We start from the raw sequence: 15,034 nt of genomic DNA on the forward strand, positions 1-15,034 counted from the left end.
TTTTTTTGACATTTGTAATCGCGCGCGGCTAGGATTCGGCCACGGCCTGCCGTGCAGGCCCGCCAGTCTGGATCCGCATAGCGTCGAACCTACGAAGGGGCGTTGGTTCCTGGCGTCAAATTGCGCAGTGTTTTTGATTAATAATTTAGGAAAACAACATGTTGAAAACCAGGATCAGCCTGGTCGCTCTGGCGATGATCGCCGCGACCCAGGCCCAGGCCAATGAGCAGGCCGACAGCAAGGGCTTCATCGAGGACAGCCACGCCAACGTCCTTCTGCGCAACGCCTACATCAACCGTGACAAGAAACACGGCACCGACGACCAGATCGAATGGGGCCAGGCGGTCATCGCCAACTTCTCCTCCGGTTTCACCCAGGGCACCGTCGGCGTCGGTGTCGACGCATTCGGCCTGTACGCCCTGCGCCTTGACGGCGGCAAAGGCCACAACGGTGGCGGTGGCGTCGACTTCTTCAAGCCGCACGAAACCACTAACGCCGATGGCAATGCCAGCTCGCCGCACAACCTGGCCCGTGGTGGCGCTGCCGTGAAATTCCGCATCTCCAACACCGTGCTGAAGTACGGTGACCAGATGCCGGCCCTGCCAGTGCTGCAGTACGACGATGCACGCCTGCTGCCAGAAAGCTTCACCGGTACCCTGATCACCTCGAAAGAAATCGAGGGCCTGGAACTGAACGCCGGCCGCTTCACCCAGGAAGCGCGCAAGAGCGCCGAGCGCCGTGACGGTGGTGGCCTGAAGTCGATCAATGTCCTTGGTGGTAGCTACAAGTTCACCGACAACTTCAGCGGCTCGCTGTACACCTCCGACAACGAAGACGTGATGCGCAAGCACTACCTGGGCCTGAACTACGTCTTCCCGATCGCCAGCGACCAGTCGCTGACCCTGGATTTCAACGGCTACAAGTCGGACATCAACAACAAGTTCGTCAAGGCTGCAGGGCTGAACGGCGACTCCAACACCATCTGGAGCCTGGCCGCCACCTACGCCTACGGTGCGCACTCGTTCACCCTGGCGCACCAGCGCAGCACCGGCAGCACCGGCTACAACTACGGCTTCTACCAGAACGCCGGCGGCGTGGGTGACGGTGGCTCGACCATCTACCTGGCCAACTCGTACTGGTCCGACTTCAACGCCGAAGACGAGCGCTCCTGGCAGCTGGGCTACGGCCTGGACTTTGGTGCCTACGGCATCCCGGGCCTGACCTACAAGCTGGCCTACGTGGTGGGTGACAACATCAACACCCGCAACGTTGCCAACCCACAGGGCTTCGGCGAGGGTAAAGAGCGCGAGATCTTCAACCAGATCCGTTACGTGGTGCAGGACGGCCCGGCCAAGGACCTGTCGGTCAAGCTGCGTAGCTCGTTCCTGCGTACCAACAACGCCGTGCAGCAGAACGGTTACAACGACGACGGCAACGAAGTCCGCGTATTCGTCGAGTACCCGATCAGCATCTTCTGATCCTGATCTGATGGTCTGGGGCTGCCTTGCGGCCCCGGGCTTTCATGCCGGCTCGGCAGCCCTGCGCCGAACCCCTGCAATCCGCACTTCCCCTTCCCCGGTCTCCGGTGCAAAGCTGTCGCTACGTGCCATCCGCCACATCCGCGCATAAAATTCGCTTTCGATCGAGCCGCTGAGCAATTCGCCCGGCTTCAGAAACGTGTGCAGGTCCGAAAACAGCCCGATTTCACTGGGGCTGACCCGCCGTGCCAAATGTTTGGGCTTCAGCTCCGCAGGGTGCTCCAGGCCAGCGGCCGCCAGCATCTCGGCCAGCGCGTGCAGGGTGTTGCGGTGGAAGCTGGCGACCCGCTCGGCCTTGTCCGGCACCACCAGTGCGCGCTGGCGCAAGGAGTCCTGCGTGGCCACGCCGGTCGGGCATTTGTTGGTGTGGCAACTCTGCGACTGGATGCAGCCGATGGCGAACATGAAGCCACGTGCCGAATTGACCCAGTCCGCCCCGATGGCCAGCACACTGGCAATGTCGAAAGCACTGACGATCTTGCCCGCCGCGCCAATGCGGATGCTGGCGCGCAGGTTCAGGCCGACCAGGGTGTTGTGCACGAACATCAGGCCTTCGCGCATCGGCACGCCCATGTTGTCGCTGAACTCCCGCGGCGCCGCGCCGGTGCCGCCCTCCTTGCCATCGACAACGATGAAGTCCGGGGTGATACCGGTGGCCAGCATGGCCTTGGCAATGCTCATGAACTCCCACGGGTGACCCAGGCAGAACTTGAAGCCCACCGGCTTGCCCCCCGACAACTCGCGCAGGCTGGCCACGAACTGCAGCAGCTCGACCGGCGTGCGAAAGGCGCTGTGCGCTGCCGGCGAAATGCAGTCCTCGCCTACGCGCACGCCACGGGTTTCGGCAATTTCGCGGCTGACCTTGTGACCCGGCAGGATGCCGCCGTGGCCCGGTTTGGCACCTTGGCTGAGCTTGACCTCGATCATCTTCACCTGCGCCGAGCGCGCCTGCTCGGCAAAGCGTTGCGCATCGAAACGCCCGTCCGCTGTGCGGCAGCCGAAGTAGCCGCTGCCAATTTCCCAGATCAGGTCGCCGCCGTGTTCGCGGTGGTAAGGGCTGATGCTGCCTTCGCCGGTGTCATGGGCAAAACGGCCCATGCGTGCGCCGCGATTGAGTGCGGCAATGGCGTTGGCGCTGAGGGCGCCGAAGCTCATGGCCGAGATGTTGAAGATCGACGCCGAGTACGGCAGGCGGCATTGCGGCCCGCCAATGGCAATGCGGAACGAGGCCGGGTCTGGCGTGGCCACCGGCAGCATCGAATGGCTGATGAACTCGAAGCCGGGCTTGTAGGCATCGTTGAGCGTGCCGAAGGCTTTCTCGGCGCTTTCATTCTTGGCGCGGGCGTACACCAGCGAGCGCTGTGATCGCGAGAACGGCAGTTTGTCATCGTCGCCCTCGATCAGGTACTGGCGGATTTCCGGGCGGATGGTTTCGATCAGGTAGCGGATGTTGCCCAAAATCGGGTAGTTGCGGCGCACCGCATGATGGCTTTGGCGCAGGTCGTTCAGGCCGACCAGGCTCAGCAGCGCAGTAAGCAGTGTGATCGGCCACAGCCAGGCATGTTGCGGCAGCAGTGGCAGGCTGGCGAAGCTGAACAGCAGGCAGATGGTGAGGCAGGCGTAGCGGCTGGGAAGAGAGTGTTTCATGGGTCCATCGCAGGCAGGATGACCGGGCCTAGGATAGGCAAAGGCAGGCCTGGGAAAACCTGGGCAGTCGGTAAAAGACTGTTACCTGATCAGATGGGCAGCAGCACGCTGACCCGCAACCCGCCGCCTTCGCGGTTCGACAGCATCAGCTCACCGCCATGGCTGCTGGCGATGCGCAGGGCGATGCTCAACCCCAGGCCATAGCCGCCGGACGCCTGGTTGCGCGATCCTTCACCACGCACGAACGGGTCGGTGATGGTCGCCAGCAGGCCCGGCGCAATGCCTGGCCCGCGATCGTCGATATGGATGAACACCCCGGCGGGCGCCCGTTCCAGTGTGACCGAAACATCCTTGGCGTAACGCAACGCATTGACCAGCAGGTTTTGCAGGCAGCGCTGCAGCAGCAGGGCATCGACCTGCAGGCTGCCCGCCTGGCCGTGCACCGGCAGCGGTTCTTCGGCGGTCGCCAGGTCGGCGCACTGGCGTGCCACCAGCCGGTCCAGGTCCACCTGTTGCAGGTTCTGCTGCTCCCCCGCGCGCAGGTAGTCGAGCACCTGGCCGATCATGTCGTCCATCTGCGTGATGTTCTGCCGCAGGCGCTGACGGTGTTCGTCGTCCGGCAGGCGTTCCAGGCGCAGGCGCATGCGCGTTAGCGGGGTGCGCAGGTCGTGGGACACGGCGGCCAGGAAGTAGGCTTTGTCATTGACCATCTCGATCAGCCGCTGCTGCATGGCGTTGAAGGCCTGAGCCGCCTGGCGCACTTCCTCCGGCCCATCCAGCGCCAACGGCGGTTGCTCCAGGTTGCCTCCCAGGCCGCGGGCGGCATCGGCCAGACGTCGCAACGGGCGCAGGCACAGACGCACGGCAATCAGGCACACCAGTAATACCGCGACAATGCGCAGTGCATACACCCGCACCAGGTAGTCGCTGATCAGCACCCAAGCCGACTCGCCGCTCCAGCCTTGCAGCTCCTGGCCGTCGATGGTCAGCCAGTGGCCATCGGCCAACGGCACCGCAAATTCGATATGCGCATGGGCGGTGCGCAGGCCGAACAGGCTGCGCCAGACGATCGGCTGGCCCAGCTCATCAGTCAGTTGCACCTTCAACAGGCGCACCTCCTGTGCGTGCCCCAGCTCGTACTTGAGGGCCTGTTGCAGTAGCAGTTCGACGCGGCGGCGCCCGCGGCGCTCGTCATGCCCCGGCGCAGGTAGCGTCTCGGCGCAGCGTAACTGGTAATGGGCCGGCGCCTGTTGCCCGCCGCCGTGGCAGGAAGCGCTGGCAATCAGGGGGGCGCTGCGCGCCGCGATCAGCCGCACAGGGGCTTCGAGTACCTGGGCAAAACGCACGTCGAACCAGATGCTGCTGGACATCAACTGGATCGCCAGCGTACCGCTGACCATGATCAGCAGCAGCTGGCCGAACAAGGTGCGCGGCCACAGCCGGCGAAGCCAGCGCATGTCAGGAATCGGCCAGGTGGCTGGCGACGCTCAGCAGGTAGCCTTCGTTGCGGATGGTGAGGATTTGCGCGGCACCCGCCGGCGCCCGGCGCAGGTGCTGGCGCAGACGGCTGACGCACATGTCCACCGAGCGGTCGTCGGGCAGGTGATCGCGGCCAAATGCGCTGCGCGTCAGCTGGTCGCGGGACACCACCCGGTTATTGGCTTCGAGCAATTCGCGCAGCACGCGGTAGTCGGAACGGGGCAGGGTCAGCGTCTCGCCGTCGGGCCGGGTGAGCAGGCGTTTTACATGTTCAAGACGGAACCCGGCGAACAGCCGGGCGTCCGCCGCCGGCTCTTCGGCGGTGCTGTCCAGGCGTTGCGGGCGACGCAGCACGGCCTTGATCCGGGCGATCAGTTCACGCGGTTCGAAAGGCTTGGCGAGGTAGTCGTCGGCACCTACTTCCAGGCCGATGATGCGGTCCAGGGTGCTGCCCTTGGCCGACAGCATGATCACCGCCAGCCCCGGTGTGGCCTGCAACTGCCGGCACAGGCTCAGGCCGTCCTCGCCAGGCAGCATCAGGTCGAGCACCACCAGGTCCACTTTCTGACGGGCCAGCTGTTCACGCATCTGCCCGCCGTCGGCAGCTGCCAGCACGCTGTAACCGGCATCTGTCAGGTAATCACATAGAAGTTCGCGGATCTCGTCGTCATCGTCGACAACCAGCAGGGTCGTGCTCATACGCAAAAAAAACCTGTTCGGAGAGGGCCGAGGGCACTCGTTACGTTCAATTACATCCCCGTACATGTCGGGTCTGGAGCCGGGAGGGCCGATGCCTAGAATCCTAACAAAAAATCATCTGCAAATACGAAGCCTTCCCAAATGAATCCCAAGAGCACCCCGAAAGCTTTCATTCCCATCAGCCAAAATGGCAATCGCCTCAACCCCTTGGCCTTTTTCATCGCCGTCGCCATCAGTGGTGGCGTCATGGCGGCAGACAGTAAACCGCTGGAGCTGGATGCCACACAGATCGAGGACAGCGCACTGCTGCCCGCCGACGACGCAGGCCAACTGGGTTACACCGTCGAGCGCACCCGCAGCTCCACCGGCCTGAACCTGACGCCGCGGCAAACGCCTCAGTCGGTCACCACCATTACCCGCCAGCAAATGGAAGACCGCGGCATCCACACCATCGAACAGGCACTGGAAACCACGCCCGGCGTAACGGCCAACAAGTCCGAGGTGGGCGGGCGTACCGACTACCGTGCCCGTGGCTATTCGATCAGCAACTGGAAGGTCGATGGCCTGCAGACCCAGGGCGGCTCTGATTTCAGCGGCAGCGGCAACGCGCTGAACATGGACCTGTACGAACGCATCGACATCGTGCGCGGCGCCAACGGCCTGCTGGGCGGCACCGGCGACCCCTCGGCCACCGTCAACCTGATCCGCAAGGCGCCGACCAGGACCTTCGGTGGCAGTGCCTACGCCACATATGGCAGCTGGGACAAACGCCGCCTGGGCGCAGACCTCAACCTGCCGCTGTCCGAGGACGGCCGCCTGCGTTCACGCTTCGTGATGACCCAGCAGGACGCCAACTCGTTCCGTGACAACCAGTCCGAGCGCTCTCGCGCCGCGCTGGCCAATTTCGAGTTCGACCTGGACGAGGCCACCACCCTGGGTGCCGGCTACCAGTACGAATACAACAAGGTGGTGGGTGGCGGCTGGGGTGCGAACATCCCGCTGTGGTACCGCGACGGCAGCAAGACCGACCTGCCACGCAGCACCAACGTGGTGCCCAGCTGGAGCTTTGGCGAGTACACCACCCGCACTGCATTCGGCTCGCTGGAGCACCGCTTCGACAACGACTGGACGCTGGACCTGAAAGCCTCCCAAGCCACCACCGAGGCCCTCAACCATCGCGGCTTGGCCAAGGTCAATTCGGCTGGGCGCGGCAGCTACGGCGGCTATTGGGACCAGGACGGCAGCGGCGCCGTGTTGAACGGCCTGCACAGCTCCAGCGACACCACCCAGCAATCGGCACAGATCGACCTGTCCGGCCCGTTCCAGCTGTTCGGTCGCACCCATCAGGCCATGGTCGGCTACAACGACAGCCGCACCGTGGGCTGGTCGCCGCAATACACCTGCACCATGGTAGGCGACGGCATGGCCAGCGCGCCCGCGCTGGGCTGCCAGTTCCGCGCCAACAACGGCTTCCCGGTCAGCAACTGGCACAATGGCGTGGATGATGACTATGACATCATCGCCTCGCGTACCGGCCTGCACAGCAAGACCACCACCCGCCTGCAGGGCATGTATGCCGCTACCCGCCTGAGCATTACCGACCCCTTGTCGGTGATTGTCGGCGTACGCACCAGCAACTACTCGTCGATTACCCGCAGCGTGGCCGGTGAGCGCAGCAGCCAGGAAGAAAACGGCATCGTCACCCCGTACCTGGGTGCGGTCTACGACCTCAACGACAACTACTCGCTGTACGCCAGCTACACCGACATCTTCACCCCGCAAACGTCGGAAACCGTGAGCGGCAGCAAGGTCGAGCCGATTCGTGGGCAAAGCTACGAAACCGGGGTCAAGGGCGAGTGGTTCGACGGCCGCCTGAACGCCTCGGCGGCGTACTTCCGCACCAAGCAGGAAAACAAGGCCGTGCTCGATGGCGACCTGACCACGCCTACTGGGGCCAGCGCCTACAAGGCAGGCTCCGGCGTGGAAACCGACGGTATCGACCTGGAAGTCGCCGGCGCGCTGACCCCCAACTGGAACGTGTACGCCGGCTACACCTACCTGCACTTCCGCCGCATCGACAGCGACGGCCGCAGCGACCCGTCGCACCTGTTCAAGGCCTCGACCACTTACCGGATGGCCGGCCCGCTTGACCGCCTGACCGTGGGTGCCGGTGTGACTGCACAGACCAACATCCGCGCCATTTCAAGCCCGGCCGGCCAGCCCACCAATGGCGTGAGCAACGGTGCCACCGATGTCAACTGGTCCGGTTATGCCATCTGGAATGCCATGGCCAAGTACCAGCTGACCGATGATGTGAGCGTCACCCTTAACGCCAACAACCTGTTCGACAAGCACTACTACACCCAGTATGGGTTTTATGCCGGAGGCATCTATGGCGACCCGCGCAACCTGTCGCTGACAGTGAGCACTGCGTTCTGACCAAGGCAACCTGGGGCTGCTACGCAGCCCATCGCCGGCAGGCCAGGCTCCTGCAGGGAGCCTCGTAGCGTGGGCAAGCTCTTTTCCTACGATTTGAACTGCGCTCTTGCGTTATGTGCCAAGGCCCTATAGTCGTCGATGATGTCTTGCCTGCCATCATCCCCATAGTCTTCGTGAAAATGTCTTTGGAATGGCGCCGTGTGAATCACGGTGTATCTATCGTGCCACCCCCGGGGTAGGGTGATGAGCGTGTGAGGGAGATCTGCATCAAATTGGTTGGCGGTGATATCCAGATTGTGCCCCTCGAGCCTCAGCCAAATGTGCCGTTGCTCCCAGTTTTCCTTCAGCTCACCCGTTATCACGTCGATGCACATGCCCTCGTGTTCCTCACACAGAAACCACGCCAGCAGCAAACTCGCGTACTCACAGCAGCTATTGGGGAACATGGAAAACAGGCCGAACGCGAACTGGTCAGGAGGGGTTTGCCGGAACGCCTTTGAGAACGCCATGGCGGACTGCGCGACGTCTTGCGCAAGGCTGGGGGAATTCGCCATCTGAGTCATATATCGGAGCCGAAAAACAAAAAGGCCCACCTGTCGGTGAGCCTTTTGAGTACTGCGTATGGTGCGGCACCAGGAGTCGAACTAGTTTATAAACTTATAATTATTATGCTTATTTCAGTTTTGATCTCAACGCTCTATCTCTAAAACTATCCTAAAACGGATCCCGGCTGCGTACAAAGCTAACCCTGCTTGGGCATTGAAATGCCCAAACCTCATTTGTTAGTGAGTAGGTTCTATATAAACTATGGTAGCCGTTAAAAAGCTTCAGAGAGTCACTTGCCTTTTGCTAAACTAGCCTTTCCTGTAGGCACGTGGTGAATTGTTCCAGGTACGCCTTGAGACTCGGGAGCACCAAATCTAGTAACGTTAATTTGATCGGTTCCTCTCGCGGCAGCCCATTTAGGGTCTGCCAAATAAACATCCCAATGGTATGCCTGCCCGGGCGTGTTCGGAGTAGCCCATCCGTTTCCAGAGGCATCTAAGAACACAGGTTTAGATTTTTTTGTGACTACTGCCGGCGTGCCTCGCAAATGCCAATTGACTGGCGGTGCAAATGAGTACTCTCCGGTGTCGGGTAAAAGAACATCAAATCTCGTGGTCCAAGGAATTTCTATGTTTCTTGGGGCGTAAATGCATGAAACTGGCATGGCGCCGTTTAACCCCTCGCGAGAAACGTAGATCCGCCATCTCAAGCGCTCTTTTATACGTGAGTGGCCTGTGGAATGTTCTTGAATATTGCGACCTAGTGTTTCTTCAACGAACAGGTTGGCTTGCCCGTATTGAATGATGCAATAGGCTGCAGCACGCGCAATTAAACTCCCAAAAAGGGTGTCTTCGTCTGATGTGAAGCCATAGTATAATGGTTTGATTCCCCATGTACGTATAGTTCCGACTGATGTAGTGTCGACTTTCTTTATTATGTTTCTTAAGTTTATGAGTGCGACGTTTAGTTCTGCGTCCTTGAATGAAGTGCTTAGAGCTCTTAAGTAGCGTTTTTCAATATCTTGCCAGTGCGTCTGATCTACGATCAAATCGTATTTTAGATGGCGATTGATGCGCAGGATATTTTTTAGGTTGGCTTTAACTTCTTCCACTCTTTGCGCGTTGTAGGGAAGTCCTCTAGTAGGCAAAAAGATGTAAGGGTCAATTAATAGCATCCGGCTCATCCTTGTCCATGTGCTCTACTCTGAGGTCAGTAACCTGCGAGGCTTCTTCTTCCTTGTCTAGTGCGGCATAATAAATTTCTTGCTCTGCATTAACTGCAGCGTCCATGAAGTCGGTTGGCCAAACCTCCACGCTACCGTCTTTTTTAATAAGCCCGGACTCAATTGAGGTTTTCCCGTCAACTTGGTTTACACTCACGATTCGAATATTAGCGCTTAACCATTTTTCTATGTCGCTTCCAGGCTTTGCTTGGGCTAATAGCTTACGAAGTCGTCGAACCATATGGTCACTGTGGGTTTCGACAATTACTTGACGATTTGCGCGTGCCAAGGAAACGAACCAGGTAGCTAAGCGCCCTTGTACTTTAGGATGAAGATGAGATTCAGGCTCTTCGAATGCACAGAGTCGATTTTGTGCAGATGCAAGTATATCGACACCATGCTTGAAGCGCATGGGGTCACTAAACAAACCTAGTTGCACTATCGGCAGTAAATATGTAAGCCCTCTCCCTACATGGGAGAATGTGGCTTTGCCAAACATTAATCTAAAGCCGACTTTTTCTATCTCATGAATGGATAGTGGGGTATCAATCCCAAGTCCTTCAAGGACCTCATTTATTGCGACTGCTAAGCTTTTTTCTTTTGGCGCGAATGGAGCGTTGACGTCATCGAAGTCTGGGAAGAAATAGTGCACAGGCTCTTCTTTATGGGTGTAGAGCAACTGCGCTGCAAACTCTCCGCTCATCCCTATGTCTTCACCACCTGATGAGTTTGGGGAATAGATTGATAGCGGTAATCCACGAGTAGAGCTTAAGTAAGAAAAACCCTTTAACATGGACTCTAGAGAATCCAAAGGTTGAGAGAATAGAACGTTAAAGGCATTCGCCAAAGATCGCTGTCTATTCCTTGGGCCGATATTTCGTCTGTCTATTGAGATAGAAGGGATGAAGTGATGCATGTCAACTTCAATTTTTTTATACGCTACCCCATCCCAATGGCACTGATAGCGCCCATCTTCGCCTCTGTCAATTTCAACGCGAGCACAAACTGAGCTTGGGTCATCAAAATCTGAGTTTAGGGATGATGTCAGTGCCAATCTACTTAACGCAATTTTTCCATTTAGCTCGCAGTATTGAAGGTCTAATTTACAATAGAGCTCAACACTCGCTCCAAGGCTTTCTGCAAGCCATGGCAGCGATGCTTTATCCATGAGTGTAGGTAAGTCAGGCCAGCCCGAAACATCAAGAGCTTTATCAATGTCAACATGCGAGGACCACTCAATAGAAAAAAATGGACCATCAACGTCTTCTGACGTTTCTGGCCAGCCAGAGATAAGTTCTCTCAGATTTATTGCAGATACGTAGCCGTCGATGTTCAGCACGGTTTCGACTCGTGCCAATTCTAGAGTTTGTTTCAGAAGAAGTAGTACCTGAGATATGGTGCTTTTTCCGCTATTGTTCCTGCCTAAGAATATAGTTAATTGGCCAAACTCAACTCTGGTTTTATCATAAATGCTTTTGAATCGTTCAATCGTCAAAGCCCGTAGTCGACCGGAATCCATTATCTACACCTCCCTTTGAGTTTTGTATGTTTCATGGCGCTAGGCGCGCTGAATGTAAAGATTCTCAAAAAATACGCTATTTATAGCGAAATTAAGGTTGCTTGGAAAGAGCGGAAATGGCTATTTGTGCATTTTAGAGCAATGCGCGTATTTAGCCTCGACTGACTGAAGGTGACCGTGGCCCCATGCTGAGCGGCACATTTTCTGAAATCGGTTCTGCATGATGGGCTTCCGAGTTGCCATCAGCACACCCGCGATCATTCTCAAGCAGGCCTTGTAGTGGCCGTCTGAACTGGGCACTGGCAAAGAAATGAGTAATCTGTTCCAGTCAGGACTGTAAAGACCAAGCATTTTCTTATGGGTTGAAATTCCAAGATTTGGATAATCGTCGAACGAGTAGCCGCACAGTCAACAGGTAGTAGTACCGCGTCGCCTGACTGCACTTGCCTAGGCGATGATCGAGGAACCAAGCGACGTGTTTTCTCTGCCAAGTCCAAGGCGTCTGTCGCTGCCAGCGAACTGCAATTTCAGCTTCGATGATTTTCGCCTGGCGTACATGGCGTTGCCGGGTTGCGTGCGAGCCGGTCAGAACGGCAGACAGAAACAGCTCCATGTCGAATGGCTTACTCATGCCCGTCCACCAATGTAGGCCCCGATCACGTCGATCCGACCATGCCCCAGTTCATAGCTGATTTGCCTCCGGGCATCACGATCAAGGTTCCTATCTACCAGATAACATTGGCCACCGTTGATAGGCGCACGGTGTCGTGTGATTTGCTCATAGCGCTCACATGCATAGGCCGCTCTTAGCTCATGGAAGCCTTTGAGGTCGTGTGCATGCAGGATGTCCCGCGCAGTGCGGATGAATTCTCGCAGAACATTCAGGTAGCTTTCGTGTGAAGCAATCAGGTTGCGGCTACCAACAGGCGTCACCTGCCGTGCAAACTTCAGTGCATCTCGAACATGGTCGTCCACCGTAATCCACCTGGGCGCTGAGGCACCAGTGCGGCCGCCTTTCGTGCCATTCTGAATGTTTATCCTGCCTAGGTCTTTAGCCTCACGGCTCAGCCGAGGCAGGTCGGCCAAGATAGCCTCACGCAAGCGCATGCCGGTGGCTCGCGCCATTAGAACGACCGCAGCGGCCCGTAGCTGATGATGGCTGCAAAGCGCATTGACGATTTGTTTAACCTGTTCGCGGTCTTGGCCCTGCGGCACTGAGTGGCGAACCCCGGTGCGCTGCATACCCAATGCCTTGCTCGGACTGGGCAATGTTACGTACTGATCACCGCGAAGCGCTGCAATAGTCCGGTTAATGCTGGATAGGCGGTTTTGTGCGGTGCTAACGGCGAGGTCACCGCGCCCAACCACGTCGCGCAGGTACGCCGCATAATCCGCCAACACCTTCCGATCAATCTGCCGCGCATCATTGATACCGGGCCCCCGTTCGGAGCGGCACCATTTGACGAATGCCTGCCACCGATCACAGTGCGCTTTGACCGTGCCGTAATGACCGCCACCGAACATGTCTTTCAGCGCCTGCGGCCCCGCGTAACTCAATTGCCTGCCGTAACCGAAATTACGACCATCGCGTCTACCCACCAATGCCATGTCGGTCACCTCATCATCCGATCTCCGATCCTCACCCCACGTCATCCCGCCAAGAATGCTGAGTGTTATCAGGGATCAAGGCCCCTGCGACCTGTGGGGATGTCCTCTAACGCGGGACTGGCGGCTCCTTACGACCGGGAGCAAGGGCATCTCATGATCTGGCCTCCTGAGCACCGTTACCGGTGGCGGGTAGAGGCTGCATTGGCTGACGAGACCAGTGCCGCGAGATCCTGAGTCGGGTGAGCGCAGCAATGCGATGACCGGGGCATGCCTGACTGTCAGTCAGGTGCAGTCCATTCCCTGGTCTGCGGCACCATCATCTGCATGGCTGTTGCTGGTGACATCGGCGTTTGTCACGCCAATTGTCACGAGGGGAATTGCCGCTGAGCCATGTGCGATCAGGGCTGCAGCAGTGTCAGGAGCGCCCGTCTCTTTCCAGTGAAAGAGACGGGCGCAGGTTGGCGCAAACGAAATGGCCAAGCGGATAGATTGCTGCTGGGCAGGAGGGTAGGGTGGCTGCCGCAGGGGCAACGATATTGAGTTGGCATCCATCACATGGGTAGTGACCGTACGAGCTACCGGACGCGAATCGTACTTGGGGAGAACCACCGCGGGAGCGGCGTGACCTTTGGGTTCGGGTCACCTGGGGTGCTGTCATCGACAGCTCTTGCAACTCCCGGTCTACGCCTGTGGACAATATTCGTCAAGCAAAGCAATTTCAGGGATTTAGCGCCTGTGGATAAAACTATCCCCCGGTGCGCATCAGTGGTTTTCCACAGACGTACGCTCTGCCAGCGGTTTTTTTTCTTAGATATGGTCCTTTCAAACGGGGCGGCCTTGCAGCCCCGTTTGAAAGGACCCGCGCGGAGGAGCTTCATGCGGTGCTGTGGGTAACTTCACAGCGAGTTTGAGGTGGTGGTGCGGCGGGTTACTCGGTCCTCTTGGCACTGCGAAGGCGCGTGACGTTCTCGCCCGTCTGCTTGGCAAACTCGTGCGGGGTCAAATGGTCCTCGCGGTTCGCCTCCAGAAAACGGCTCCACCAGGTCATGATCATCCGGCGCTCTTCAAGGAACTCGGCCTTGTGGGTGTAGGCGGCGCGCACGTTGTTGCGTTCCTTGTGGCTCATCTGTCGTTCGATGGCCGTCTCTGACCACAGCCCGGACTCGACCAGCGCACTGCACGCCATGGCTCGGAATCCGTGGCCGCAGATATCCACCTTGGTGTCGTAGCCCATCGTCCTGAGCGCGGCATTCACCGTGTTCTCAGACATCGGTTTCCACGGCTTGGCATCTCCCGCGAACACCAGCTCGAACTTGCCAGTGATCGCATGGATCTGCTCAAGCAAGGCCACTGCCTGCGGCGATAAGGGTACAACGTGGATGTCTCCGGCCATCTTCGTACCCCTTGTGGAAAACGGCACGCCTTCCAGCGCCGGGCGGGTGTCGGGGATCTCCCAGATGCCGCGATTGAGGTCGAACTCGCTCCAGCGGGCGAAACGCAGTTCACTGGAGCGTACGAATACGTGCAAAGACAGCATCACCGTGAGGCGTGTGAGCGGGCGACCTCTGTAGTCCTCAATGCATGCCAATAGCTCTGGCAGCCGCGATAGGGGTAGTGCGGGTCGGTGAGTTACCCGTGGTGTCCTGATCGAGCCATCGAGATCGTGAGCCGGGTTCGCCGTGATCAGCCGCAGCCGTTTGGCCTCGCGCATGATGCTTTGTAGGTAGTTCTTGATCCTGAGCGCCACGTCGATGGTGCCGCGCTTCGTCACGGCTTCGAGTGGCTGCATGAGGTCGTGAGTGTCCAATCCAACGATTGCTCTGGCACCGAGCAAAGGGAATACGTGAGTCTTCAACCGGCTAAGCACCGTCTTGGCGTGGCCGGGCGCCCACTTGGGCACCATGCTGGCGTGCCAGTCGAGCGCAACGCTTTCGAAGGTGCGGCCATTGATCACGGTCTGGGTCTTGGCTTGTTGCTTGGACTGGATCGGGTCTATGCCGTTGGCGAGCTGCTGCTTTATCTCGAAGCGCTTGCGGCGTGCGTCGCCCAGCCCGACCACCGGATAGCTGCCGAGAGCGGTCAGGCCTTCGCGGCCATCGGGTTTCACGTACCTGAGCCGCCAGCCTTTGCGGCCGTTGGGTTGCACAAGCAGGTAAAGACCGTCGCCGTCGAAGAGCTTGTACTCGCGCTCTCTGGGCTTTGCCGTTCGACAGGCGGTGTCGGTAAGCGGGGCAGTGGTGCGGGCCATAAGGGTAGTCTCCGATATCGAAACGGACCTCTATCCTTAAAACTACCCTTATTAGCGCTGGCTACCCTCGGAATCCGACGGAACGCCAA

11 protein-coding genes are annotated in these 15,034 nt (G+C 58.6%); 2 read left to right on the forward strand and 9 right to left on the reverse strand.

Translation table 11 applies throughout. The annotated features are described in order from the left end of the window. Positions 1-158 precede the first annotated feature (158 nt). On the forward strand, positions 159-1,478 hold the full coding sequence (locus AC5O5I_RS01215) for an OprD family porin (protein WP_494511952.1): 1,320 nt from the start codon (positions 159-161) through the stop codon (positions 1,476-1,478). Between the two features lie 42 nt (positions 1,479-1,520). On the opposite strand, the gene AC5O5I_RS01220 is transcribed toward AC5O5I_RS01215, so the two are convergent. The 3 genes from AC5O5I_RS01220 to AC5O5I_RS01230 all read right to left on the reverse strand — a co-directional run bounded on the left by AC5O5I_RS01220 (position 1,521) and on the right by AC5O5I_RS01230 (position 5,363). Then, positions 1,521-3,185, reverse strand: a complete 1,665-nt coding sequence (locus AC5O5I_RS01220) for an FMN-binding glutamate synthase family protein (protein ID WP_494511953.1) — start codon at positions 3,183-3,185, stop codon at positions 1,521-1,523. Between the two features lie 89 nt (positions 3,186-3,274). Continuing rightward, positions 3,275-4,642: an ATP-binding protein gene (locus AC5O5I_RS01225; protein ID WP_494511954.1), complete on the reverse strand. Its 1,368-nt coding sequence runs from the start codon at positions 4,640-4,642 to the stop codon at positions 3,275-3,277. Between the two features lies 1 nt (position 4,643). Beyond that, positions 4,644-5,363, reverse strand: coding sequence for a response regulator (locus AC5O5I_RS01230; RefSeq protein WP_172225712.1), 720 nt, complete (start codon positions 5,361-5,363; stop codon positions 4,644-4,646). Positions 5,364-5,504: 141 nt separating this feature from the next. Here AC5O5I_RS01230 and AC5O5I_RS01235 point away from each other — a divergent pair, with 141 nt between their 5' ends. Beyond that, positions 5,505-7,802 (forward strand): TonB-dependent siderophore receptor, encoded by a 2,298-nt coding sequence (locus tag AC5O5I_RS01235; RefSeq protein WP_494511955.1) that lies wholly within the window; start codon positions 5,505-5,507, stop codon positions 7,800-7,802. Positions 7,803-7,888: 86 nt separating this feature from the next. On the opposite strand, the gene AC5O5I_RS01240 is transcribed toward AC5O5I_RS01235, so the two are convergent. From AC5O5I_RS01240 to AC5O5I_RS01265, 6 genes are all read right to left on the reverse strand, one after another. Further along, the gene (locus AC5O5I_RS01240) at positions 7,889-8,356 is read right to left on the reverse strand and encodes a hypothetical protein (RefSeq protein WP_494511956.1); all 468 of its coding nucleotides are present in this window, start codon (positions 8,354-8,356) and stop codon (positions 7,889-7,891) included. A 281-nt stretch (positions 8,357-8,637) separates the two neighbouring features. Next, positions 8,638-9,522: a hypothetical protein gene (locus tag AC5O5I_RS01245; protein ID WP_494511957.1), complete on the reverse strand. Its 885-nt coding sequence runs from the start codon at positions 9,520-9,522 to the stop codon at positions 8,638-8,640. Then, positions 9,509-11,089: an AAA family ATPase gene (locus AC5O5I_RS01250; RefSeq protein WP_494511958.1), complete on the reverse strand. Its 1,581-nt coding sequence runs from the start codon at positions 11,087-11,089 to the stop codon at positions 9,509-9,511. Before AC5O5I_RS01250 ends, AC5O5I_RS01245 begins: the two co-directional genes overlap by 14 nt. 355 nt (positions 11,090-11,444) lie before the next feature. After that, positions 11,445-11,720: a hypothetical protein gene (locus AC5O5I_RS01255; protein WP_494511959.1), complete on the reverse strand. Its 276-nt coding sequence runs from the start codon at positions 11,718-11,720 to the stop codon at positions 11,445-11,447. Next, a complete protein-coding gene (locus AC5O5I_RS01260) occupies positions 11,717-12,697 on the reverse strand; it encodes an integrase domain-containing protein (protein WP_494511960.1) in 981 nt (326 codons plus the stop codon). The genes AC5O5I_RS01255 and AC5O5I_RS01260 overlap by 4 nt, the downstream gene beginning before the upstream one ends. 928 nt (positions 12,698-13,625) lie before the next feature. Next, complete coding sequence (locus tag AC5O5I_RS01265; RefSeq protein WP_494511961.1) at positions 13,626-14,945, reverse strand: tyrosine-type recombinase/integrase; 1,320 nt, start codon at positions 14,943-14,945, stop codon at positions 13,626-13,628. Positions 14,946-15,034: the final 89 nt, after the last annotated feature.

It is taken from the genome of Pseudomonas sp. 9_2_1, from assembly GCF_059295275.1.

What these genes read in the sequence shown, in the direction of transcription:
- AC5O5I_RS01215 (WP_494511952.1), top strand. Translation starts at nt 159, where the DNA reads ATGTTGAAAACCAGGATCAGCCTGGTCGCTCTGGCGATGATCGCCGCG.
- AC5O5I_RS01220 (WP_494511953.1), bottom strand. Translation starts at nt 3,185, where the DNA reads ATGAAACACTCTCTTCCCAGCCGCTACGCCTGCCTCACCATCTGCCTG.
- AC5O5I_RS01225 (WP_494511954.1), bottom strand. Translation starts at nt 4,642, where the DNA reads ATGCGCTGGCTTCGCCGGCTGTGGCCGCGCACCTTGTTCGGCCAGCTG.
- AC5O5I_RS01230 (WP_172225712.1), bottom strand. Translation starts at nt 5,363, where the DNA reads ATGAGCACGACCCTGCTGGTTGTCGACGATGACGACGAGATCCGCGAA.
- AC5O5I_RS01235 (WP_494511955.1), top strand. Translation starts at nt 5,505, where the DNA reads ATGAATCCCAAGAGCACCCCGAAAGCTTTCATTCCCATCAGCCAAAAT.
- AC5O5I_RS01240 (WP_494511956.1), bottom strand. Translation starts at nt 8,356, where the DNA reads ATGGCGAATTCCCCCAGCCTTGCGCAAGACGTCGCGCAGTCCGCCATG.
- AC5O5I_RS01245 (WP_494511957.1), bottom strand. Translation starts at nt 9,522, where the DNA reads ATGCTATTAATTGACCCTTACATCTTTTTGCCTACTAGAGGACTTCCC.
- AC5O5I_RS01250 (WP_494511958.1), bottom strand. Translation starts at nt 11,089, where the DNA reads ATGGATTCCGGTCGACTACGGGCTTTGACGATTGAACGATTCAAAAGC.
- AC5O5I_RS01255 (WP_494511959.1), bottom strand. Translation starts at nt 11,720, where the DNA reads ATGAGTAAGCCATTCGACATGGAGCTGTTTCTGTCTGCCGTTCTGACC.
- AC5O5I_RS01260 (WP_494511960.1), bottom strand. Translation starts at nt 12,697, where the DNA reads ATGGCATTGGTGGGTAGACGCGATGGTCGTAATTTCGGTTACGGCAGG.
- AC5O5I_RS01265 (WP_494511961.1), bottom strand. Translation starts at nt 14,945, where the DNA reads ATGGCCCGCACCACTGCCCCGCTTACCGACACCGCCTGTCGAACGGCA.